Source organism: Streptomyces gamaensis (genome assembly GCF_042656465.1).
Classification (GTDB): Bacteria; Actinomycetota; Actinomycetes; order Streptomycetales; family Streptomycetaceae; genus Streptomyces; species Streptomyces gamaensis.
Genome location: NZ_JBHSPB010000013.1, coordinates 54,867 through 77,454 on the forward strand (window position 1 = coordinate 54,867; position 22,588 = coordinate 77,454).

Annotated in this window: 19 protein-coding genes and 1 pseudogene; 15 read left to right on the top strand and 5 right to left on the bottom strand. The window is 73.8% G+C overall.

Features of this window, described 5'->3' with window-relative positions:
* Positions 1–45 precede the first annotated feature (45 nt).
* From cydC to ACFP1Z_RS21315, 4 genes are all read right to left on the bottom strand, one after another.
* On the bottom strand, positions 46–1,767 hold the full coding sequence (gene cydC / locus ACFP1Z_RS21300) for a thiol reductant ABC exporter subunit CydC (protein WP_390318373.1): 1,722 nt from the start codon (positions 1,765–1,767) through the stop codon (positions 46–48).
* Positions 1,768–2,140: 373 nt separating this feature from the next.
* The gene (gene cydD / locus ACFP1Z_RS21305; protein WP_390318374.1) at positions 2,141–3,847 is read right to left on the bottom strand and encodes a thiol reductant ABC exporter subunit CydD; all 1,707 of its coding nucleotides are present in this window, start codon (positions 3,845–3,847) and stop codon (positions 2,141–2,143) included.
* A gap of 46 nt (positions 3,848–3,893) precedes the next feature.
* The gene (gene cydB, locus ACFP1Z_RS21310) at positions 3,894–4,904 is read right to left on the bottom strand and encodes a cytochrome d ubiquinol oxidase subunit II (protein WP_390318375.1); all 1,011 of its coding nucleotides are present in this window, start codon (positions 4,902–4,904) and stop codon (positions 3,894–3,896) included.
* A gap of 78 nt (positions 4,905–4,982) precedes the next feature.
* The gene (locus ACFP1Z_RS21315; protein ID WP_390318376.1) at positions 4,983–6,296 is read right to left on the bottom strand and encodes a cytochrome ubiquinol oxidase subunit I; all 1,314 of its coding nucleotides are present in this window, start codon (positions 6,294–6,296) and stop codon (positions 4,983–4,985) included.
* A 214-nt stretch (positions 6,297–6,510) separates the two neighbouring features.
* Between ACFP1Z_RS21315 and ACFP1Z_RS21320 the strand changes: the two genes are divergently transcribed.
* From ACFP1Z_RS21320 to ACFP1Z_RS21385, 14 genes and pseudogenes are all read left to right on the top strand, one after another.
* The gene (locus ACFP1Z_RS21320) at positions 6,511–7,419 is read left to right on the top strand and encodes a LysR family transcriptional regulator (protein WP_390318377.1); all 909 of its coding nucleotides are present in this window, start codon (positions 6,511–6,513) and stop codon (positions 7,417–7,419) included.
* 233 nt (positions 7,420–7,652) lie between these two features.
* On the top strand, positions 7,653–7,976 hold the full coding sequence (locus tag ACFP1Z_RS21325) for a 2Fe-2S iron-sulfur cluster-binding protein (protein ID WP_390318378.1): 324 nt from the start codon (positions 7,653–7,655) through the stop codon (positions 7,974–7,976).
* Positions 7,973–8,158: pseudogene (locus ACFP1Z_RS21330) on the top strand (FAD-dependent oxidoreductase); the annotation flags it as partial. The gene ACFP1Z_RS21325 and the pseudogene ACFP1Z_RS21330, both read left to right, overlap by 4 nt.
* Positions 8,159–8,481: 323 nt before the next feature.
* On the top strand, positions 8,482–9,243 hold the full coding sequence (locus ACFP1Z_RS21335; protein ID WP_390318577.1) for an NAD(P)/FAD-dependent oxidoreductase: 762 nt from the start codon (positions 8,482–8,484) through the stop codon (positions 9,241–9,243).
* A 237-nt stretch (positions 9,244–9,480) separates the two neighbouring features.
* Positions 9,481–9,969, top strand: a complete 489-nt coding sequence (locus ACFP1Z_RS21340) for a PhzA/PhzB family protein (protein ID WP_390318379.1) — start codon at positions 9,481–9,483, stop codon at positions 9,967–9,969.
* A 55-nt stretch (positions 9,970–10,024) separates the two neighbouring features.
* A complete protein-coding gene (locus ACFP1Z_RS21345; RefSeq protein ID WP_390318381.1) occupies positions 10,025–10,882 on the top strand; it encodes a PhzF family phenazine biosynthesis isomerase in 858 nt (285 codons plus the stop codon).
* The gene (gene phzG / locus ACFP1Z_RS21350) at positions 10,879–11,526 is read left to right on the top strand and encodes a phenazine biosynthesis FMN-dependent oxidase PhzG (RefSeq protein ID WP_390318383.1); all 648 of its coding nucleotides are present in this window, start codon (positions 10,879–10,881) and stop codon (positions 11,524–11,526) included. The genes ACFP1Z_RS21345 and phzG overlap by 4 nt, the downstream gene beginning before the upstream one ends.
* A gap of 38 nt (positions 11,527–11,564) precedes the next feature.
* Positions 11,565–12,026, top strand: a complete 462-nt coding sequence (locus tag ACFP1Z_RS21355) for a PhzA/PhzB family protein (RefSeq protein ID WP_390318385.1) — start codon at positions 11,565–11,567, stop codon at positions 12,024–12,026.
* Positions 12,027–12,066: 40 nt separating this feature from the next.
* The gene (locus ACFP1Z_RS21360; protein WP_390318386.1) at positions 12,067–13,110 is read left to right on the top strand and encodes a methyltransferase; all 1,044 of its coding nucleotides are present in this window, start codon (positions 12,067–12,069) and stop codon (positions 13,108–13,110) included.
* Between the two features lie 85 nt (positions 13,111–13,195).
* Positions 13,196–14,395, top strand: coding sequence for a hypothetical protein (locus ACFP1Z_RS21365; protein WP_390318388.1), 1,200 nt, complete (start codon positions 13,196–13,198; stop codon positions 14,393–14,395).
* A 184-nt stretch (positions 14,396–14,579) separates the two neighbouring features.
* On the top strand, positions 14,580–15,176 hold the full coding sequence (locus tag ACFP1Z_RS21370) for a CGNR zinc finger domain-containing protein (RefSeq protein ID WP_390318389.1): 597 nt from the start codon (positions 14,580–14,582) through the stop codon (positions 15,174–15,176).
* Between the two features lie 121 nt (positions 15,177–15,297).
* Positions 15,298–17,688, top strand: coding sequence for a HelD family protein (locus ACFP1Z_RS21375; protein WP_390318391.1), 2,391 nt, complete (start codon positions 15,298–15,300; stop codon positions 17,686–17,688).
* A 404-nt stretch (positions 17,689–18,092) separates the two neighbouring features.
* Entirely contained in the window at positions 18,093–19,526 is a 1,434-nt protein-coding gene (locus ACFP1Z_RS21380) for an NAD-dependent malic enzyme (RefSeq protein ID WP_390318393.1), read from the top strand.
* Between the two features lie 302 nt (positions 19,527–19,828).
* Positions 19,829–20,110, top strand: coding sequence for an HU family DNA-binding protein (locus tag ACFP1Z_RS21385; protein WP_007382399.1), 282 nt, complete (start codon positions 19,829–19,831; stop codon positions 20,108–20,110).
* A 186-nt stretch (positions 20,111–20,296) separates the two neighbouring features.
* On the opposite strand, the gene murA is transcribed toward ACFP1Z_RS21385, so the two are convergent.
* The gene (murA, locus tag ACFP1Z_RS21390; protein ID WP_390318395.1) at positions 20,297–21,637 is read right to left on the bottom strand and encodes a UDP-N-acetylglucosamine 1-carboxyvinyltransferase; all 1,341 of its coding nucleotides are present in this window, start codon (positions 21,635–21,637) and stop codon (positions 20,297–20,299) included.
* Between the two features lie 244 nt (positions 21,638–21,881).
* Between murA and ACFP1Z_RS21395 the strand changes: the two genes are divergently transcribed.
* A complete protein-coding gene (locus ACFP1Z_RS21395) occupies positions 21,882–22,487 on the top strand; it encodes a YqgE/AlgH family protein (protein ID WP_390318397.1) in 606 nt (201 codons plus the stop codon).
* Positions 22,488–22,588: the final 101 nt, after the last annotated feature.

Below are 22,588 nucleotides of genomic sequence, written 5' to 3' on the forward strand. Positions count from 1 at the left end.
GGTACGGCCGGGGGCTCTCTGCGTTGTCGGTCGTCGCGTCGCCGGTCACCGGGCGAGGGCCACCGAGGCCGGCGGGCGCGGGGTGCCGAGGCGGCCGCGGTCGAGGACGACGATCTCGTCGGCGGCCGCGAGGCCCGCCTGCCGATGCGTGATGATCAAGGTGGTGCGGCCCCGGGTGGCGTCGAGGACGTCGGTGAGCACCTCGTCGGCGGTGTCCGGATCGAGGCCCTCGGTCGGCTCGTCCAGGACGAGCACCGGCGGGTCGGCGAGCAGCGCGCGGGCCAGGAGCAGCCGGCGGCGCTGGCCGCCGGACATCGAGCCGCCGCCCTCGCCGAGGACGGTCTCCCAGCCCTCGGGCAGCGACTCGATCCACTCCAGGAGCCGGGCGCCCCGGGCCGCCGCGCGCAGCTGCTCCTCGGTGGCGTCGGGGCGGGCCAGGAGCAGATTGGCGCGGATCGTGGTGTGGAAGACGTGCGCGTCCTGGGTCATGCCCGTGATCACCCGCCGTACGTCGGCCCCGTGGCACTCGCGCAGCTCGCGGCCGCCGACGCGGATGCTGCCCGCCTCGTAGTCCACGAACCGCATGAGCGCGGCGAGCAGCGTCGACTTGCCGGCGCCGCTCGCGCCGACGAGGGCGACGCGGCGGCCGGCCGGCAGCCGCAGGTCCACCCCGTCCAGGACGGCGGGGCCGTCGGGGCGGTGGCGCACCCGCAGCCCGGAGATCTCCACGGCGACGGGCCCGCCGGCGGCCGGCGGGGCCGGGGCGGCCGGTTCGGCGACGGGGTGCGGGGAGGCCAGGAGCGCCGCGAGCCGGCGGGCGCTCGCCCGGACCTCCGCCAGCCGGCGGGCCGCGGCGGGCAGCGGGGCGACCGTCTCGAAGGACACCAGGGCGATCACCGCGAGGACGGTCAGCTCCGTCGCGGGCAGTTCACCGGCCGCGTGCGCGCGCAGGGCGAGCAGGGTGACGCCGATGGTCGCCGCGCCCTGGCACAGCAGGACGGCCGCCGCGCCCAGACCGGTGGTCAGGGCCTTGCGGCGCTCCAGGGCGGCGATGCGGGCGCCCGCCCGGCGGGCGCGGGCGTGCGCCGCGTCCTCGGCGCCGAACGCCGCGAGGTCGGCCGCGCCCTGCGCCAGGTCCACGGTGAGCGCGGCCAGTTCGGCGCGCGCCGCCTTCTCCGCGCGGCCGGCCCGGCCGGACGCGGCGAGCACCAGCGCCGGGACGCCCACGCCCGCGAGGGCCAGGCCGGCCGCCAGGACCGGGGCGGCCTCCGGCAGCAGCGCGGCGGTCAGCCCGACGCCCCCGGCCGCGACCACGCACGCCGTCGTCAGCGGGATCAGTACGCGCAGCAGCAGGTCCTGGACGGCGTCGACGTCGTCGACGAGCCGGGTCAGCAGGTCCCCGCTGCGGTAGGCGGGGATGCCGGCCGGGGCCAGCGGCACCAGGGACTCGTAGACGCGGGTACGGAAGCCCGCGACCGCGCGGAGCACGCCGTCGTGGCCGAGCAGCCGGTCCCCGTACCGCAGCAGGCCCCGCCCCAGGGCCAGGGCGCGCACGCCGACGATCGCCACGCTCACGGCGGACAGCGGCGGCTGCTCGGCGGCCCGGGTGATCAGCCAGGCAGCCGTCGCCATCAGCGCCGCCGCGGCCAGCTCGGCGGCGGCCGAGGCGAGCGCGGCGGGCAACAGCCGCCGCCAGTACGGGGCGAGCAGGCGCAGCAGCCGCAGAGTGGGGTGAGAGGGGAGGGGCGTCTCGTGGCTCGGGCTCATGGGTGACTCCGCGGGGCGGGGGCGTCGGAGGGCGGTGCGGCGGGGGTGCGCGGTGGTGTTGCGGGGTGGTGCCTGCCGGTGGCCCTGTGGTGCGCGGGTGCGGGAGGGGTTGAGCGTCGGGCCTGTCGTCGCGGGCTCCGCGGGGCGGGGGCGTCCGACGTCGGTACGGGCGGTGCGGCGGGGGCCTGGGGTGAAGCGGCGTGGGGGAGCCCTCGTCCGGGGCGCGCCGCGTGGGTGGCGTCCGGGGTGCCGGGGCGGGGCGCGGTGCTCACCGGCCGTCGCGCCGGGCGTGCGTGCCGGGAGGCGGCCGGTGTCGCCGACTCGGCGTCGGAACAATGGAGTTCGGGCGCGTGGGTCCCGTCCCTCCGGGGCGTCATCGTGGGCTCCGCGCGGTTGCGGGTACCGGCGCGTCCGGCCGGGCTTCCGGTGTCGCGTCCCGCAGGCCGCCCGTCTCCACCGTCACGATCCGGTCCACGTGCGGCAGCAGTGCGAAGCGGTGGGCGACGACGATCGTGGTGCGGCCCCGCATGAGGCGGGCGGTGGCGCGGGTGACCTCGGCCTCGCTGTGCGGGTCGAGGTGGGAGGTGGGTTCGTCCAGGAGCAGTACCGGGGCGTCGCGCAGGAAGGCGCGTGCGAGGGCGATGCGCTGGCGCTGGCCGGCGGAGAGCCCGGCCCCCCGCTCGCCGAGCAAAGTGGCGTAGCCGTCGGGGAGTTCGTCGATGAACTCCTCCGCCGCGGCGGCGCGGGCCGCGGCCCGTACCTCCGCGTCGCTCGCGTCGGGCCGGCCGAGGCGGATGTTGTCGGCGACGGTGGCCGCGAACAGGTGCGGGCGCTGCGGCACCCAGGCCACGTGCGCGCGCCAGTCCGCCGGGTCGGCCTCGGCGAGGTCGGTGCCGCCGACGAGGACACGTCCCGAGGAGGGGGTGACGAAGCCGAGGAGCGCCGCGAGCAGGGTGGACTTGCCGGCGCCGCTCGGGCCGGTCAGCGCCACGTGCTCGCCGGGCCGTACGGTCAGCGTCACCCGGTCCAGCGCGGGGGCGGCGCGGCCCGGGTAGCGGACGGTGACGTTCTCCAGCCGCAGGGGGGAGGTGCGCGGGTCGGGGGCGGGGAGCTGTCCGGCGGACCGGGCGGGGGTGTCCTCGTCGAGGAGCGCGAAGGCCCGTTCGGCCACGGCGACGCCCTCGGCGCTGTCGTGGAAGGCCGCGCCGGCCGCGCGCAGCGGCAGATACGCCTCGGGTGCGAGGAACAGGACGACCAGGGCCGTGTTCAGGTCCAACTCGCCGCGCAGCAGCCGCAGTCCGACGGGGACGGCCACCAGCGCGACGGAGAGCGTGGCGACCGTCTCCAGGACGAGCGAGGACAGGAAGGCCACGCGCAGGGTGCGCAGGGTGGCCCGCCGGTGGGCGTCGGCCATGGCGGCGACGACCCGGGTCTGGTGCCGTTCGCGCCCGAAGGCCCGCAGGGTCGGCAGTCCGGCGACGACGTCGAGGAAGTGGCCGCCGAGCCGGGACAGCAGCCGCCACTGCCGGGCGGTGCGCCGGGCGGTGTGGGTGCCGACGAGCGCGCCGAAGAGGGGGATCAGCGGCAGGGTGACGAGGATGACGACGGCGGAGGCGAGGTCGGTGGCCGCGAGGTACGCGACGACGGCGAGCGGCACGACGGTCATGGCCGCCAGGGTCGGCAGGTAGCCGGTCACGTACGGGTCGAGGGCGTCGAGGCCGCGCGTGAGCAGGGTGGCGGTCTCGCCGTGCCGCCGGGCGGCGAGCCGTACGGGGCCGACGCGCCGGAGCGCGCCGGTGACGCGTTCGCGCAGGAGCTGTTTGGCGTCGGCGGCGGCACGCTGCGCGAGGGCGGTGCGCGCCCAGGCGAGCAGGGCGCGGGCCGCGAGTACGGCGGCGAGGGCGGCGAGCCGGCCGCCCGGCACGGTGTGCCGGGCGAAGCCCTCGGCGAGTACGCCCGCCAGCAGGACGGCCTGGGCGACGGTGACGGCGGCGGTCAGCAGTGACAGTCCCGTGGAGGCGGCCATGTGCCGCCGCAGGACGGGCAGTTCGCGCAGCAGTCGGCGTTCGACGGGTTTCATGCCGCTTCCCCCTTTTTCCCTCCGGTGCGGTGCCTGGCGGCCGCTGTCAGAAGTAGGCCGGGTGGCGCCGGCCCGTACGGCCCCGGAACATCCACCAGCTCCACGCCTGGTAGAGCAGGATCAGCGGGATCAGGACGACGCCGAAGGCGAGCAGCAGCTTCAGGGTGGCGCCGTCGGCGGCCGACCGGGAGACCGTCAGTCCGTGTCCGGCGGAGGAGGCCAGGAGGTACGGGTAGTGGCCCGCGCCGACCAGGAGCACCGGCAGCGCGGCCGCCAGGCAGGTGGCGGCGAAGGCCCGCCCGGCGCGCCCCGCGGCCAGCGAGCGCCAGGCGGCGGCGAGGGCGAGCGCGAGCACCGCGGTGACGGCCGCGGCGGCCACCGGGTTGGTGACCGAGGCGCCGGCGCCGGCCACGGACAGCAGGACCGCGAGCAGCCCCGCGACCGCGAACGCGCCCAGCAGGCGGAGCGCCGCCGCGCGGGCCCGCTCGGCGAGGCCGCCCTCGGAGCGCAGGGCGAGGAACGCGGCGCCGTGCGCGGCGAACAGCAGCGCGGCGCCCACCCCGCACAGCAGCGTGAACGGGGCGAAGACCTCGGCGGGCCCCACATGGAAGGTGCCGTCGGCGCGGCGCGGCACTCCGTGCAGCAGCAGGCCGAGGACCAGGCCCCAGCACAGGGCCGGGAGCCCGCCGCCGACGACGGTCAGCATGTCCCACACCCGGCGGGAGCGCTCCCCGCGGGCGCGGCCGCGCAGCTGCACCGCGGTGTTGCCCACGACCAGGCCCACCAGGATCGCGACGATCAGCGGGTACAGGCCGGACAGGAGGCTGCCCTCCAGGTGCGGGAAGGCCCCGAAGAGCACCCCGGTGAAGGCGACCAGCCAGACCTCGTTGCCGAGGAAGAACGGTCCCATCGCGGAGATCGCGGCCCGCCGTCCGCTCTCCTCGCGGCCGAGGCGGTGGTGCAGCATCTGCACGCCGTAGTCGTAGCCGCCGAGCACGAAGTACCCGGCGAGCAGCAGGCCGAGAACGGCCAGCCACACGGATTCCAGAGTCGTCATCTGTGGTCAGCTCCCCGGGACATAGGGGCGGTTCGGGTGGTGAGGGGTGAGGGGTGAGAGGTGGGGGCCCGGCGGCCGTCAGAAGGACGGGACGGCTTCCTTGTCCTCCCGGCCCTGGGAGCCGCTCCCGGGCGCGCCCTGAGGCAGGTGCTCGGGCAGCGGCTCGACGGCCCCGAGGTGGGCGCCGTCCGGGCCGCGCCGCGCGAAGCGGGCGATGAGCGTCCAGTTGGTGACCGCCAGCGCGACGAAGAGCGCGATGAAGACCGCGCAGGAGACGGCCAGCGAGGTGCTGCTCACCTTCGACAGGGCCTCCTCCACGGTGAGCTTGCCGTAGACGACCCAGGGCCAGCGGCCCGTCTCGCGGAAGACCCAGCCGCCGACGGAGGCGATGAACGGGAAGGGGATGAGCGCCGTCATCAGGTAGGCGACGGGCCGGAAGCGCACCAGCCAGTCCTTCCACAGCAGCACGAAGGCGACGATCAGGACGATGGACAGCGGGTTGGCGATGTTCACCATGACGTCCATGGAGCCGCGCAGCCAGTCGTGCGAGGGGGTGTAGTTCCCGGCGCCGTGCTGCTTGGTGAACATCGCCTGGAGTCCCTCGGTGCCGGCGCCCTCCAGGGCGGCCAGCTTCATCGGCTGTGTCCTGCCCAGCAGCGGCCACTGGAGGTTGCCGACGGTGACGACGAACCAGCCCGCGGGCGCGGCGAACAGCAGGCCCAGGCGCAGGGAGTTGCGGAAGACCCGCACGTCCGCGGTGCGCCGGGCGAAGTGCCAGGCGCTGATGCCGGCGACGAAGACACCGCCGGTCAGCAGGGCCGCGAGCGTGATGTGGGCGAGGGCGAGCAGCGCGCTGGGGTTGGTCGCCAGTGCCCAGAAGTCGCTCAACCGGGCCTCGCCGCCGCGCATTTCGTAGCCGACGGGGTTCTGCATGAAGCCGTTGGCGATGAGGATCCAGTACGCGGAGATGTAGGCGGTCAGGCCCACCAGCCAGATCAGGGCCACGTGCAGGGCCCTGGGCAGCCGGCCCCAGCCGAAGATCCACATGCCGAGGAAGGTGGACTCCGCGAAGAACGCGATCAGGGTCTCCAGGGCCAGGGGCGCCCCGAAGACATTGCCCGCGAACCTGCTCAGTCCGCTCCAGCTCAGCCCGAACTGGAACTCCATGACGAGTCCGGTGACGATGCCGACCGCGTAGTTGATGAGGTAGAGCTGTCCCCAGAAGCGGGTCATCCGCTCCCAGACGGCCCTCGTGCCGGGATCGCGGGTGAGCGCGGCACGGGTGTGCATGATCGCCACGAGGGGGATGAGCCCCATGGTGAGGATCACGAACAGCCAGTGGATCCCGGTCGTGGCCGCGAACTGGAGTCGGGCCAGGTCCGAAGCGCCCATGGTTCGGCCTTCCTCGCTGTCGAGTGTGGGGGGCGTGGTGCGCGCGGATGCGGGCGCCGGATGGGGGGCCACCGCCTCGCGTACGCAGGCGGCGGGAGGAATGCCCGCTTCCTGGACGGTAGCCCCGAGTTGACGGTAAGCGGGCGGTGGCCGCCGGATCCAAGACCGGGTTTGTCATGTGGTGATGGCGGGGGAGGCATAAGGTGCGGTGACCATGGATCTGCTGCAACTGCGTTACTTCCAGGTCGTGGCCCGCTTCGAGCACATCAGCCGGGCCGCCGAGGAGCTGATGGTCGCCCAGCCCTCGGTCAGCCGGACCGTCGCGCGCCTGGAGGCCGAGCTGGGCACGCCGCTCTTCGACCGGCAGGGCCGGCGTATCCGGCTCAACCGCTACGGGGCGGTGTTCCTGCGCCACGTGGAGCGCGCGCTGAGCGAACTCGACGACGGGCGGCGGGCGTTGCTCGACGCCCGTGACCGGGGCCTGGGCCGGGTCGCCATAGCCGCCGAGACGCTGCTGACGGTCACCCGGCTGCTGGGCAGCTTCCGCGCCGCGTACCCCGACGCCGACGTGCGCCTGTTCCAGGCGGACGCGCCGGAGATGGAGCGCCGGCTGCGGGCCGGGGAGGTCGACTTCTGCATCGCGTCACAGCCGTTGACGGGGCCGGGCCTGGAGGCCGTGGAGCTCGTCCGCGAGGAGGTGCTGCTCGCGGTGCCGGCCGGGCGCCGCCTCGCGCGCCGGGAGTGCGTGACGGTCCCCGAGACCGCCGACGAGCCGTACGTCACCACCCGGCCCGGCACCTGGCCACGGGCCCTGCTGGAGCGGCTGTTCGCCGCCCACGGGCTCGCGCCGCTGGTGTCCTGCGAGAGCGACGAGCCCGGCGCCAGCGGCGACATGATCGGCGCGGGCCTGGGCATCGGGCTGGTCCCCGCGATGTCCCGCCGCATCGGCCCGTCCGCCGGGATCGCCTGGGTGCACATCGACGCACCGGACTGCCACCGCGACCTGACCCTCGTGCGGCACCGCGACGCCTACCTGTCCGAAGCCGCCGTGAAATTCCGCGAGTTCACCCTGAGCAGGCCCTTCATGACACACCGGCTGCCGGATCCGCCCGCCCGGGGGTGACGGACCGTCCGGAGGTCTGCTAGCGTCCGGGCCGTTGCCGACCCACTGGCCGAGGGCGTCGCGTGTCCGACGGCCGTGCCGCGAAGGCGCTACGGGCGAGATGACCCATTCCTCGCCCGTTTCCCCGACCGTGTCTTCCGGGGCGCTACCGTCCTGTTCCGTCTGCCGAACTCTCCACCCCGACACGCGCGCACCGGTGAACCCACCCGGTCGACGCCCTCAGGAGTTCCACCATGCCCAAAATCACCTATGTCGCGCCCGACGACTCCGCGCGGACCCTCGACGTCCCCCTCGGCACCAGCGTCATGCGCGGCGCCGTCTCGAACGACGTCGACGGCATCGTCGCCCAGTGCGGCGGCAACGCCCAGTGCGCCACCTGCCACGTGTACGTCGACGAGGAGACCCGCGACAAGCCGGCCGCGATGCGCGCCAATGAGGACGAGATGCTCGACTTCACCGCCTGCCCGCGCCGCCCCAACAGCCGGCTGAGCTGCCAGCTGAAGGTCACCGAGGAACTCGACGGCCTGATCGTCCACCTCCCCGAGAGGCAGCAGTGACCGCCGCCGCCACCTCCCCGGGCACCGTCGTCGTCATCGGCACGGGCCAGGCCGGCCACCAGACCGCCGCCTCCCTGCGCGAGCGCGGCTATACCGGGCGCGTCGTGCTCGTCGGCGAGGAGGACACCCTCCCCTACGAGCGCCCGCCGCTGTCCAAGGCCTACCTGGCCGGGAAGGCCGACGAGAGCCAACTGTGGCTGCGCCCGGCCGGGTTCTACCCGGACCTTGCGCAATGCTCCCTCGCTCGCGGGGGAGGCGAAGCGCATCCTCTGCCCCTGCGGTGCGCAGCGCCGCAGCTCTCTGATATTGTCGGAACACCCGCCAACAACAACCAAGTTGGCGGAACCCGGCGGGTCACTGACCTGCCCGGCGGTCGGAAGGTATCGTCGTCGGACGGACATAAGCGCCGTCAAACCCTTCGGAGCGATCCAGAAGGGAATCTCCTTCCCCACCGGGAGGAGAGAGCTTCAAGAGCGCCAGGCCATCGAGCGGATCACCGGCCCTGCTGTCGCGATCGAGCTGGACGCGCACGCTACCCGGTGACCGCCGTCGAGGCCCGGGAACGGGCTCCTTCTTCCAGGACCTGCACACCGCGCACGGCACCGCGCTGCTCCTCGGACAGGGCGTCGCCGGCTTCCACGGGGACGGCGACGGCCGGGTGCGGGCGGTCGGGACGGCCGACGGCCGCGTCCTGCCGGCGGACCTCGTCCTCGTGGGCGTCGGCGCCGCGCCGCGCACCGAACTCGCCGAAGCCGCAGGGCTGTTGACGGACGAGCGGTGCGGCGGCGTCGTCACCGACGAGCGCCTGCTGACCGCCGACCCCGCGATCTCCGCCGTCGGCGACTGCGCGGCCCACCCCGACGCCCGCACCGGCCGGCGCGTCCGGCTGGAATCCGTGCAGAACGCGGCCGGCCACGCCCGCCTGGTCGCCGACCGGCTCACCGGCAGCCCGCGCGCGTACGACGACCTGCCCTGGTTCTGGAGCGACCAGTTCACGGCCTCCCTCCAGATCGCCGGAGCCGCCCACGAGCACGACACCTCGGTGGTCCTCGAAGCGGAACCCGACGCCTTCTCCGTGCTGCTCTTCCACCGCGGCCGCCTCGTCGCCGTGGAATCGGTCGACCGGCCCGGCGACCACATGGCCGCCCGGCAGCTCCTCTCCCGCGGCCTGCCGCTCGGTCCGGAGCAGGCCGCCGCCCCCGGTTTCTCGCTCAAGGAGCACTTCAGGACGGCGCGGACCGCCGCGCCCGTTCCCGCGGCCGCCTGACGGCCCGGCGCCCGTATTACCGCCGGGCCGCGGCGGCAATACGCGGCGCCGTTCCCGTATTTCCCGGACTTCCTTCGGCAACTGCCCGGCAAAGAACCCCAATTGTCTGCCCGCAGTATGTCAGAAAACATTGCCCTGGCTGATCGGCCGGGGGACACTCATGAGGGTCCGCCAGGGAATTACGGACTCCACCGTCCGTTCCGGGACCCCACCCCGACGCACGTCAGGAGGAGAGTCATGTCCGACACCACACCGTCGCAGGGATTCACCGACGAGGCGGAACTGCGCCGAGTCCACCGGGCCGTCGTCGAGCGGTACATGAACACCAGGGGAGCGGACCGGCTGCGCCGGCACGAGCTGTTCACCGAGGACGGCGTCGGCGGCCTGTGGACCAACGACACCGGCGCCCCCATCGCCACCCACGGCCGGGACCGCCTCGGCGAGCACGCCGTCTGGTCCCTCAAGTGCTTCCCGGACTGGGAGTGGTACAACATCCAGATCTTCGAGACCCAGGACCCGGGCTTCTTCTGGGTCGAGTGCGACGGCCACGGGAAGATTCTCTTCGAGGGCTACCCCGAGGGCTATTACGAGAACCACTTCCTGCACTCCTTCGAGCTCGTCGACGGAAAGATCAAGCGCCAGCGCGAATTCATGAACCCCTTCGAGCAGCTGCGTGCCCTCGGCATTCCGGTGCCCGGGATCAAGCGCGCCGGAATACCCACCTGACCGGGCCGGCAGCCCGGCGACACTTTCTCGTCCTTCACCACTGCAGGGGGCACAGATGTATCCCTACGTCGTCGTCGACGCGTTCGCGCCCGAGCCGCTGATGGGCAACCCCGTGGCTGTCTTCTTCGACTGCGACGATCTCACCCCGGAGCTCATGCAGGGCATCGCGTGGGAGATGAACCTCTCGGAGACCACCTTCGTCCTGCGGCCCGAGCAGGACGGCGACTTCCATGTCCGCATCTTCACCCCGGTCAACGAACTGCCCTTCGCGGGGCACCCGCTGCTGGGCACCGCCGTCGCCATCGGAGCGCGCACCGGCATGGACGCCGTCCGCATGGAGACGGCCCAGGGCACCGTCCCCTTCGTGATGGAGTACACCGACGGCAAGGTGACCGGCGCCAAGATGTGCCAGCCGGTGCCCGTGTGGGAGCCCTTCGACCGCAGCGCGGAACTCCTCGCCGCCCTCGGCGTGGACGAGTCCACGCTCCCGGTGGAGATCTACCGCAACGGCCCCCGGCACGTCCTGGTCGGCATCGAGAGCTTCGAGGCGCTCTCCAAGCTCGAACCCGACCACCGGGCCCTGTCCCGCTTCCCCGACATGGCCGTCAACTGCTTCGCCGGATCCGGGCTGCGCTGGCGCAACCGCATGTTCTCGCCCGCCTACGGCGTGGTGGAGGACGCCGCGACCGGCTCCGCCGCCGGACCCATCGCCATCCACCTCGCCCGGCACGGCCTCGCCCCCTGGGGACAGCGCATCGAGATCACCCAGGGCATCGAACTCGGCCGCCCCTCGCCCATGCGCGTCAAGGCCAACGGCGAGGGCGACCGGGCCCACTCCGTCGCCCTGTGCGGCGACGGCGTGATCACACTCCAGGGCACCCTGAACGTCGGCACCCCCAGGAGGGCAGCGTGACCACCACCCGCTCGGAAACCCTCACCGGAACCGTCGACCTCGCCTTCCCCGAGTTCCTCCAGCCCCCCTCCGACCCACTGCGACTGCTGCGCTCCTGGCTGGATTCCGCCGTCGCCCACGGCGTGCGCGAACCCCGCGCCCTGGCCCTGGCCACCGCGACCCCCGACGGCCGCAGCTCCTCACGCACAGTGGCCCTCACCGCGGTGACCGGCACCGGCCTGGTCTTCACCACCCACGCCGGCAGCCGCAAGGGCCGCGAACTGGCCGCCAACCCCTGGGCGTCGGGAGTGCTGTACTGGCGCGAGACCAGCCGGCAGATCACCCTCGCCGGCCCCGTGCACCGGCTGCCGGACACCGAGGCGGAGGCCCTGTGGACGGCCCGGCCGGTCTTCACCCACGCCATGAGCACCGCCTCCCGGCAGAGCGAACCGCTCGACGGCCTCGGCCACGTCGCCGAACTGCGGGAGAGGGCCCGGCAACTGGGCGAAGGGCAGCGGCCGTTGCCGCGCCCCGCCGCGTACACCGCGTACCGGCTGGAGCCCGACAGCATCGAGTTCTGGGCGAACGGCACGGACCGGCTCCACGAGCGGCTGGCCTACGACCGCGACGGCCACGGCTGGCAGGCCACCAGGCTCCAGCCCTGAGCGGCCGCCACCCCCCACGAACACGCGGACGGTGAGACATGACCGACCCCACCTCCCTGAGGGCCCGCAACCGGCTGGCCGTGGAGCGGTACCTGGAGACAGGGGCCGAGGCCCGGCTGACGCGGTACACCCTCTACACCGAGGACGGCACCACGTCCCTGTACTTCACGGACATCGGGCGGCCGATCGTGGTCCGGGGCCGGGAGAGCCTCAAACGGCACGGGGAACTGTCCCTTCAAGTCCTGCCCGACTGGCAGTGGGAGAACGTGCGGATCGACCACTGCGAGGACCCGGACACCGTCTGGGTCGAGTGCGACGGGCACGGCACGATCCGCTTCCCCGGCTATCCCCCCGGCCACTACCGCAACCACTTCGTCCTCGGCTTCACGCTCCGCGACGGACGGATCGTCTCCAGCCGGGAGTACGCCAACCCCATCGAACACATGCGGTCGCTCGGCATCGCCACACCGCACATCCAGCGGGACTGGATCCCCACCTGATGCCGTCCGACGCCGTTCACCAGGAGGACAAGAGGACGCCATGGAAACGCACGGCGACATGGATGCCGGGGCCGTACGGGCCACCGTCGACCTGATCACCGCCGCCTGGCGCACCCAGGCCGTCTACGCGGCCGCCAGGCTGGGCCTGCCCGACCTGATCGCGGCCGGGCACACCGACAGCGCGGCACTCGCCGCCGCTGCCGGCGGCGCGGACGGAAAGGACGCGCCGGACGCGGGGGTCGTCCGCAGGCTGCTGCGGGTGCTGGTCCTCCTCGGTGTCGTCGAGGGCACCGAGGAGACCGGCTACCGCAACACCGCCACCGGCGAACTGCTGCGCGACCGGCCCGGATCACTGCGGGACGTGTGCCTGCTGTACGGCGAGGAGTTCTACCAGGCGTGGGGGCACGCCGCACAGACCTTCCGCACGGGCAGGCCCGGCTTCGAGGCGGCCTACGGGCAGTCGCTCATCGCGTATCTGCGGGACGACCCGAAGGCCGCCGGACGCTTCCAACGGGCCATGCAGGCCAGCAACTTCTTCTTCGACTCCGTCCCCCAGGAGATCGACTTCACCGGCAGCAGTCACATCGTCGACATCGCCGGCGGCAGCGGCCAGTTGCTGTCCACCGTGCTGCGGGCCGCGCCCCAGGCCCGCGGCACCCTCTTCGACCTGGAGCACACCATCCCCATCGCCCGCGAGCACCTCGCCGCGACGGTGGGCACCGACCGCGTCGACCTCGTCGCCGGCGACATGTTCACCGGCCGCCTCCCCGAGGGCGCCGACACCTATCTGCTCTCCCGGGTGCTCGGCGACTGGCCGGACGCCGAGTGCGTCCAGGTGCTGCGCAACATCCGCTCCTCGATGGCCGCCGGCTCCCGGCTGCTGGTCGTCGAACGGGTCGTGCGCGACGACCGGGACGGGCTGCTCGCCCCGCTGTGGGACCTGCACCTGCTCGTCCTCAACGGCGGCACCCAGCGCACCCTGGACACCTACCACGACCTGGCCGCACGCTCCGGCCTGCACGTGGCACGGCTCGTCGAACTGCCCATGGAGAACACGGCCTTGGTGCTCACCCCGACAGCCTGAACCGGCCCGCCGGGGCAACCCGATCGCCGCCGGAACCCTCTTGCAGGGTGAGCGTTCCCGGACCAGGGACAAGGGGGTGCCGGCAGTGAACCGGAACCGAGCGGCGGCGGCCGCCGCCGTCGCGGCACTGCTGTGGCCGGCCCCGGCGTGGGCCGCCACGGCCCCGCCGGGAGGCGAGGGCCGGGGCGGGGTGCAACTGCTGCTCAACAGCGCCTTCGACAACCGCCCCGGCGGACTCCTCGACATCGACGTGCGGGGCCTGCCGGACGAGAAGGACGTGACCGTCACCTCGCCGGTCTTCCCCCGCCCCGTCCCCCTCGCCCGCTACGACCTCTCCCGCCACGACTCCCGCGACTCCCGCGAGGGGCACGGCCACCACGCGCGCCCCGCCCTCGCCACGACCGTACGGCCCGGCACCTACCCCCTCGCCGTGCGCGCCGCCGGCCGGGTCGTCGCCGAGGAGAACGTGGAGGTGGTCCCCGCGCGGCCGCCCGAGTTCCGGGCCGGGACGCCGGGCGGGACGCTGCGGCCGGGGGAGCGGCTGTGGCTGGCGTACGACGACCTGTACCCGGGCGAGAGCGGCACGTCCTTCACCGTGCGGTCCCCCGCGTTCGGCAGGCCGGTGCGCCTCGCGCACGACCCCGGGGGCGCCGACTGGCACAACCCCCGGCTGTTCTCCGCCGCGGTCGACGTCCCGCAGGACGCCCCGGACGGCACCTACCCGGTCCGCCTGGCCGGGGCGGACGGCCGGGTGGTCGCGGAGAAGCAGGTGACCGTCCGCGCGGCCCGGCCCGGCGACGACGACTACGTCGGCCACGCCAGCGGCCCCGCCTTCTTCGACGCCTCCGGCACCCCGCGCCCGGACCGGGCCCGCACCGACGGACACCGCGTCCGGGCCGGCGGCGCCGTGGGCGTGCTCTGGCGCGACGAGGACCCCGACCCCGGCGAGGACGGCCGGCTGACCGCCACCTCCCCGGCCTTCGTCCGCCCCGTCGCGCTGCGCCGCGACGACAGCAAGGCCGGGGACGGCGACGACCCCCGCTACCTGGGCCCCGCCCGCATCCGCGAGGACCTCCGGCCCGGCCGCTACCCCGTCACCGTCGTCAGCCACCACGGCCGCGTCCGCAAGGTCACCCACCTCCTCGTCGACGGCGCCCCCCGTACCGCCGCGCCGGAACCCGGCAGCACGGCCCTGATCGCCGGCGCCGGCACGGCGACCGCCGCCCTCGCCGCGGCCGCCGCCTTCCTGCTGCGCAAGCGCGCCGCCCGCAAACGGCCGAGCTGAACCCCCCGTCCGTGCGGCGGGGGTTTGCGCGGCGCGCGCGGCGCGGCACTCTGTGGGGAGTGCGTCCGGCCGCGGACCGCCCGGCCAACGTGCCGACGCGCGGGGCGAGTTCGGGGAGCCGCAGGCCGTACCGGCACGGCACCGGAAGCAGGAACACAAGGATCAGGAAAAGGGTGACGGGCTCATGGCGGCGACGGCCTCCTACGACCTGCGGTTCGACGCCGGACGGCTGTGCCTGGACCTCGTGGCCACGGTCGGCGGGCGGCTCAGCGAGGAACCCGTCGAGCGCCTCGACTCCCCCGAGCGGCTGCGCTCCTGGCTGCTCGGCTCCGGGCTCGTCCCCCACGGGACCCCGCTCGGCGCCGTCGACACCGGCTGGCTCGGCCGCTTCCGCGCGGCCCGCGACCTGCTGCACCGCGTCGTGCACGCCGAGGTCGAGGGCCGGGCCGCCGACTCCGACCTGGAGCGCGTCAACGCCCTCGCCGCGAGCTCCCCCCTCGCCCTGCGGGCCGTACGGACCACCGACGGCCGGCTGGTGCGCACCCTGGCCGGGCCCCCGGACTGCGCCGCGCTCCTCGGACAGATCGCCCGCGACGCCGTGGAACTGCTCACCGACCCGGCCGCGCGCGGAGCGCTGCGCCGCTGCGAGGGCGAGACCTGCTCCCTGGTCTACCTCGACACCTCGCGCGGCCGGCGGCGCCGCTGGTGCTCCAGCGAGGTGTGCGGCAACCGCGAGCGGGTGGCCCGCCACCGGCGGCGCGCGCTGGACGGCTCCCGCTGACGCCCGCCCCGCACCGGCCGGGGGAAAATCACAGAAAGCGGTCATGTCCTGACAGGTGCGCTCAGTACCTCTGTTCGCGTACGGTTGCTGGCCGCCCTAGGCACAGCAGAAGGGGGCTTGGGTGGCCGCGCAGAACGCCACTGACGCACAGGTGGTGACCGGACCGGCGAAGGGACCCGACGGGGTCCGCGACCGTGAGACCGTTACCGAACAACAGCATCTGGACCGGGTCTACCGGCGCCTGGAGGAGAAGATCCACGAGGCCGAGTTCCTCATGGACGACGCCGCCAAGCGCGGCCAGGTCGGCACCCCGGGCGCGCTCGCCGAACGGGACGCCCAGGTCTTCCGCGCCGGCGTGCACCTCAACCGGCTCAACAGCGAGTTCGAGGACTTCCTCTTCGGCCGGATCGACCTGCTCCGGGGCAAGGACGGCAAGAAGGGGCCCGACGGCGCGTACACCTCCGTCGAGCCCGCCGACGACGCCGTCCGCGACGGCCGCGCCGAGATCGCCGAGACCCTGCACATCGGCCGCCTCGGCGTCCTCGACGCCGACTACGCGCCACTGGTGATCGACTGGCGGGCCCCGGCCGCCGCGCCCTTCTACCGCGCGACCCCCGTCGCCCCCGGCCGGGTCGTGCGCCGCCGCGTCATCCGCTCCAAGGGCCGCAAGGTCCTCGGCGTCGAGGACGACCTGCTGCGCCCGGAGCTGACCACGACCCTGGCCGGCGAGACACTGCCGGTCGTCGGCGACGGCGCGCTGATGGCCGCGCTCGGGCAGGCCCGCAGCCACACGATGCGCGACATCGTCTCCTCCATCCAGGCCGAGCAGGACCTCGTCATCCGCGCCCCCGCCGCCTCCGTGACCGAGGTCGAGGGCGGGCCCGGCACCGGCAAGACCGCCGTCGCCCTGCACCGCGCCGCCTACCTCCTCTACCAGGACCGCCGGCGCTACGCGGGCGGCATCCTCGTGGTCTCCCCGACGCCCCTGCTCGTCGCCTACACCGAGGGCGTGCTGCCCTCGCTGGGCGAGGAGGGCCAGGTCGCGATCCGCGCGGTCGGCTCGCTGGTGGACGGGGCCGAGGCGGACACCTACGACGAGCCCGCCGTCGCCCGGATCAAGGGCTCCTCGCGCATGCTCAAGGTGCTGCGCAAGGCGGTCCGGGGCGCCCTGGACCTCGCCCGGCCCGCCACCGGCCGGCCCGCCGGGCAGCTCGCGCTCGGCGAGGACGAGCCGCCGGCCGCACGGTCCGTGCCGGACCGGCTGCGCGTCGTCGCCTTCGGCGCGCGCGTCGAGCTCGACGCGCAGGAGCTGGCCCGGATCCGTACCACCGCCCTCGGCGGCACCGCGCCGGTCAACCTGCTGCGCCCGCGCGCCCGCCGGCTGATCCTGGACGCGCTGTGGGCCAAGGCCGGCGGCCCGCGCCGCTGGAGCGACCCGGAGCTCGCGGCGGAGGCCCGGCGGGCCTTCGACGAGGACATCACCACCGAGGACGACTTCCTCGCCTTCCTCGACGCGTGGTGGCCCGAGCTCACCCCGCGCCGGGTGCTCGCCGCCCTCGCCGACGAGCGCCGGCTGGGCCGCTGGTCGCGCCGGGTGCTCAACCCGCGCGAGGTCCGGCTGCTGGCCCGCTCGCTGGCCCGGCTGGACGCGGCCGGCCGGGGCCCGCTGTCGGTGCACGACGTCGCGCTGCTCGACGAGCTGGAGACGCTGCTGGGCACTCCGGCCCGGCCCAGGGCGCCGCGCGAGCTCGACCCGCTGGAGGCGCTCAGCGGGCTGGAGGAGCTGATGCCGCAGCGCGCCGAGTCGCGCCGCGAGCGCGCCGAGCGGATCGCCCAGGAGCGCCGCGACTACGCGCACGTCATCGTCGACGAGGCGCAGGACCTCACGCCCATGCAGTGGCGGATGATCGGCCGCCGCGGCCGGCACGCGACGTGGACGGTCGTCGGCGACCCGGCGCAGTCCTCCTGGTCCGACCCGGACGAGGCGGCCGCCGCCCGCGACGAGGCGCTCGGCACCCGCCCGCGCCGCCGCTTCCGACTCACCGTCAACTACCGCAACCCCGCGGAGATCGCGGAGCTCGCGGCGAAGGTGCTGGCGCTGGCGATGCCGGGCAGCGAGTCCCCGGCGGCCGTGCGCTCCACGGGAATCCGGCCGCGCTTCCGCGTCGTCGGGGGCGGGCTCGCGCGGGCCGTACGGGCCGAGGCGCGGCACCTGCTGGACGAGGTGGACGGCACCGTGGGCGTGGTCGTGCCCATGGCCCGCCGGGCCGAGGCCCGGCAGTGGCTGGCGGGGCTCGGCGAGCGGGTCGTGGCCCTGGGCAGCCTGGAGGCCAAGGGCCTGGAGTACGACGCGACGGTCGTGGTCACCCCGGCGGAGATCGCGGACGAGTCCCCGGCGGGCCTGCGGGTGCTGTACGTGGCCCTCACCCGGGCCACGCAGCGGCTGACGGTCCTGGCGGGCGAGCGCGACGACCCGGACGCGGCGGGGGTCCCGGACCTCCTGCGCGACTGACGGCGGCGGCCGGTGGCCCGCTGGTGATCTGCTGGTGGCCTGCCGGTGACCCGCCGGGGGCAACTCCCGTCTCCTGAACGCCGGTCTCCGAAACGGCGGTCTCCGGAATGCCGGCCCGGGAGGGTTTGTTAGCCTGGGTACGGCACCGGCTCGATCCAAGCCCCCGGGCCCAACCTTCGTCGCTTCGAGCGACCACTTGCCGCGAGGCGAGCATGGCGGGTCGGTGTCACCAAGCCGCGAGACGACGGGCGCCCCTCTCCCCGGAGAGGGGCGCCCGTCGCCGTTCCCCCCTCCCGCATTCTGGAATCCCGCTTCCGTAATCTGGGCCTGGTTACCGTCTACCGGCCGGTAGGTGGGAGCATCGCGGCACACCAAGTGCATCCGGGAAAGCAGAGGAAGTCGGCATGGCAACGGCGCCAAGCGTCTCGTACTCGATGACGGTACGACTGGAGGTACCCGCGAGCGGGACCGCGGTCAGCCAGCTCACCACCGCCGTGGAGTCCTCCGGCGGCTCGGTGACCGGCCTGGACGTCACCGCCTCGGGCCACGAGAAGCTGCGCATCGACGTCACCGTCGCCGCGACCTCCACCGCCCACGCCGACGAGATCGTCGAGAAGCTGCGCGGCATCGAGGGCGTGAGCGTCGGCAAGGTCTCCGACCGCACCTTCCTCATGCACCTCGGCGGCAAGATCGAGATGGCGTCCAAGCACCCCATCCGCAACCGCGACGACCTGTCCATGGTCTACACCCCCGGCGTGGCCCGGGTGTGCATGGCGATCGCCGAGAACCCCGAGGACGCCCGCCGGCTGACCATCAAACGCAACTCGGTGGCCGTGGTCACCGACGGCTCCGCCGTGCTGGGCCTGGGCAATATCGGCCCCAAGGCCGCCCTGCCCGTGATGGAGGGCAAGGCCGCCCTCTTCAAGCGCTTCGCCGGCATCGACGCCTGGCCGATCTGCCTGGACACCCAGGACAGCGACGCCATCGTCGAGATCGTCAAGGCCATCGCCCCCGGCTTCGCGGGCATCAACCTGGAGGACATCTCCGCGCCCCGCTGCTTCGAGATCGAGGCCCGGCTGCGCGAGGCCCTCGACATCCCCGTCTTCCACGACGACCAGCACGGCACCGCCATCGTCGTGCTCGCCGCGCTCACCAACGCGCTGCGCGTGGTGGAGAAGTCCATCGGCGACGTACGGGTCGTCATGTCCGGTGCGGGCGCGGCCGGTACGGCCATCCTCAAGCTGCTGCTCGCCGCCGGCGTCAAGCACGCGGTGGTCGCCGACATCCACGGCGTGGTGCACGCCGGCCGCGAGGACCTGGTGGCCGCCGACCCCGGCTCCGCGCTCCGCTGGATCGCCGACAACACCAACCCCGAGGGCATCACCGGCACCCTGAAGGAGGCCGTGCGCGGCGCGGACGTCTTCATCGGCGTCTCCGCCCCCAACGTCCTCGACGGCGCGGACGTGGCCGCCATGGCCGAGGGCGCGATCGTCTTCGCGCTCGCCAACCCCGACCCCGAGGTGGACCCGGCCGTCGCCCGCCGGACCGCCGCCGTGGTCGCCACCGGCCGCTCGGACTTCCCCAACCAGATCAACAACGTGCTGGTCTTCCCGGGTGTCTTCCGCGGCCTGCTCGACGCCCAGTCGCACACCGTGAACACGGAGATGATGCTGGCCGCGGCCACGGCCCTGGCGGACGTCGTCAGCGACGAGGAGCTCAACGCGAACTACATCGTCCCCAGCGTCTTCAACGAGAAGGTCGCCGGGGCGGTCGCCGGTGCCGTCCGGGAGGCCGCGAAGGCCGCCGGAGCGGCTGTGACGGGTGCCACGGCCGTCTGACGACGGCGCGTCGCTTGTCGCAACGCCCCTGGCCTGCCTCTAAGGTGACGGGCAGCAACCAGGCCGCCCAAATGCGGCCGTATCCGAGGCTCTGCCGCTTTCCGTGTGACTCTCAAGGGCGCCGGATTGGCTTTCCCGCCACTGGTGGGGGCAGGATGCTCCCCCGAGGACTCCGTCCAGGGGGGACCCCCAGGGCGCGAGGGATCAGGTGGGCGGACCCGGGTCCGGGGACTGTCCGAGGGCCCTGGCAGCATCGGCTTCGATCTCACGCCTCATTGGCAAGAAGAACACGGGAGTACAACATGAACCGCAGTGAGCTGGTGGCCGCCCTGGCCGACCGCGCCGAGGTGACCCGCAAGGACGCCGACGCCGTTCTGGCCGCTTTCGCCGAGACCGTCGGTGAGATCGTCGCCAAGGGCGACGAGAAGGTGACCATCCCCGGCTTCCTGACCTTCGAGCGCACCCACCGTGCCGCTCGTACCGCCCGCAACCCGCAGACGGGCGACCCGATCCAGATCCCCGCCGGCTACAGCGTCAAGGTCTCCGCGGGTTCGAAGCTGAAGGAAGCGGCCAAGGGCAAGTAAGCCCCCGAGCCCAAGAAGGGCGGCCACCCCCGCACGGGGTGGCCGCCCTTTTGGTGTCCGCAGGAAGGCCGTACGCGCGTCCGGGGCACCCGGGGCACCCCGGACACGCGAAAGCGCCTGTACGGGGCCTTGGGTGGCCCGTACAGGCGCTTGCACGCGCGGCGGGGAGCCGCGCCGCCCGCCGAATCAGACGCCGGCGCCGCCGGGGAGCTCCACGTTCGCGCCCAGATCCCTGAGCTTCTCCATGAAGTTCTCGTAGCCGCGGTTGATCAGGTCGATGCCGTGGACGTGCGAGGTGCCCTGGGCCGCGAGGGCGGCGATCAGGTAGGAGAAGCCGCCGCGCAGGTCGGGGATGACCAGGTCGGCGCCCTGCAGCTTGGTCGGGCCGGAGACGACCGCCGAGTGCAGGAAGTTGCGCTGGCCGAAGCGGCAGGCGGAGCCGCCCAGGCACTCGCGGTAGAGCTGGATGTGCGCGCCCATCTGGTTGAGCGCGGAGGTGAAGCCGAGCCGGGACTCGTAGACCGTCTCGTGCACGATCGACAGGCCCGAGGCCTGGGTCAGGGCGACGACCAGCGGCTGCTGCCAGTCGGTCTGGAAGCCGGGGTGGACGTCGGTCTCCAGCGCGATGGCGTTGAGCTCGCCGCCCGGGTGCCAGAAGCGGATGCCCTCGTCGTCGATCGCGAAGGCGCCGCCGACCTTGCGGTAGGTGTTGAGGAAGGTCATCATCGAGCGCTGCTGGGCGCCGCGCACATAGATGTTGCCCTTGGTGGCCAGTGCCGCCGACGCCCAGGAGGCCGCCTCCAGGCGGTCGGAGAGGGCGTGGTGGGTGTACCCGTCGAGGGAGTCGACACCCGTGATGCGGATGGTGCGGTCGGTGTCCATGGAGATGATCGCGCCCATCTTCTGCAGTACGCAGATGAGGTCCTCGATCTCCGGCTCGACGGCCGCGTTGGACAGCTCGGTGACGCCCTCGGCCAGGACGGCGGTCAGCAGCACCTGCTCGGTCGCGCCCACCGAGGGGTAGGGCAGCCGGATCTTGGTGCCGCGCAGCCGCTGCGGGGCCTCCAGGTACTGGCCGTCGGCGCGTTTCTCGATGACCGCGCCGAACTGCCGCAGCACCTCGAAGTGGAAGTCGATCGGCCGGCCGCCGATGTCGCAGCCGCCCAGGCCCGGGATGAACGCGTGGCCCAGCCGGTGCAGCAGCGGGCCGCAGAAGAGGATCGGGATCCGGGAGGAACCGGCGTGCGCGTCGATGTCGGCGACGTTGGCGCTCTCCACCCGGGACGGGTCCATGATCAGCTCGCCGGGCTCGTCACCGGGGCGGACCGTGACGCCGTGCAGCTGCAGCAGCCCGCGCACGACGCGCACGTCGCGGATGTCGGGAACGTTGCGCAGCCGGCTGGGGCCGCTGCCGAGGAGCGCGGCGACCATGGCCTTGGGCACGAGGTTCTTCGCGCCGCGGACACGGATCTCGCCCTCAAGCGGGGTACCGCCGTGGACAAGCAGGACATCGTCAGGGCCGGTCATGGATCTCCGCGTTCCTGGAGTTGGTCGGATGGGCAAGAAGAAAGGGTAATGCGCGCGGAGGGGCCTCCCGTATGCCCAAGGGGCCTTCCGGAACGTCATGGGTTTGCAACAACACGCTCCGCATACGGAATGGTTGCTGCCGGTTAACGGCGCGGTGGCCCGCCGGGAGCCGGTTCGCGGAGGTCCGCGCCTTCCCCTCCCCTTCCACTCCCCGCCCGGACCCGAAATGCGGGATCATGTGCCCATGTCCGAGGTGTCCTCGCTCACAGGACGGCTGCTGGTCGCGACACCGTCGCTCGCCGACCCCAACTTCGACCGCGCGGTGGTGCTGCTGCTCGACCACGACGAGGAGGGCTCCCTCGGCGTGATCCTCAACCGGCCGACGCCCGTCGGGGTCGCCGACATCCTGCAGTCCTGGGCCGCGCTCGCGGGCGAGCCGGGGGTGGTCTTCCAGGGCGGCCCCGTCTCGCTGGACTCCGCGCTGGGCGTGGCCGTGGTGCCGGGGGAGGAGCCCGGCGCCGACGGCTTCCCGCTCGCCCGCCGCGCGGGCCGCGGCGATCCGATCGGCTGGCGGCGGGTGCACGGGGCGATCGGTCTGGTGGACCTGGAGGCCCCGCCGGAGCTGCTGGCCGAGGCCGTCGGCAGCCTGCGGATCTTCGCGGGGTACGCGGGCTGGGGCCCGGGCCAGCTGGAGGACGAGCTGGTCGAGGGCGCGTGGTACGTGGTGGAGTCCGAGCCGGGCGATGTCTCCTCCCCGGCCCCGCAGCGCCTGTGGCGCTCGGTGCTGCGGCGCCAGCGCAGCGAGCTGGCCATGGTCGCCACCTATCCGGACGACCCCAGCCTCAACTGACCGCTCCTCCCGCGTGTCTCCCCGCGTGCGGCACGGCGAAAGCCGCAGGACAAAGGGGTGTACGGAGCTCGGGCCCGGCGGGGGCGGCCTTGAGTACCCTT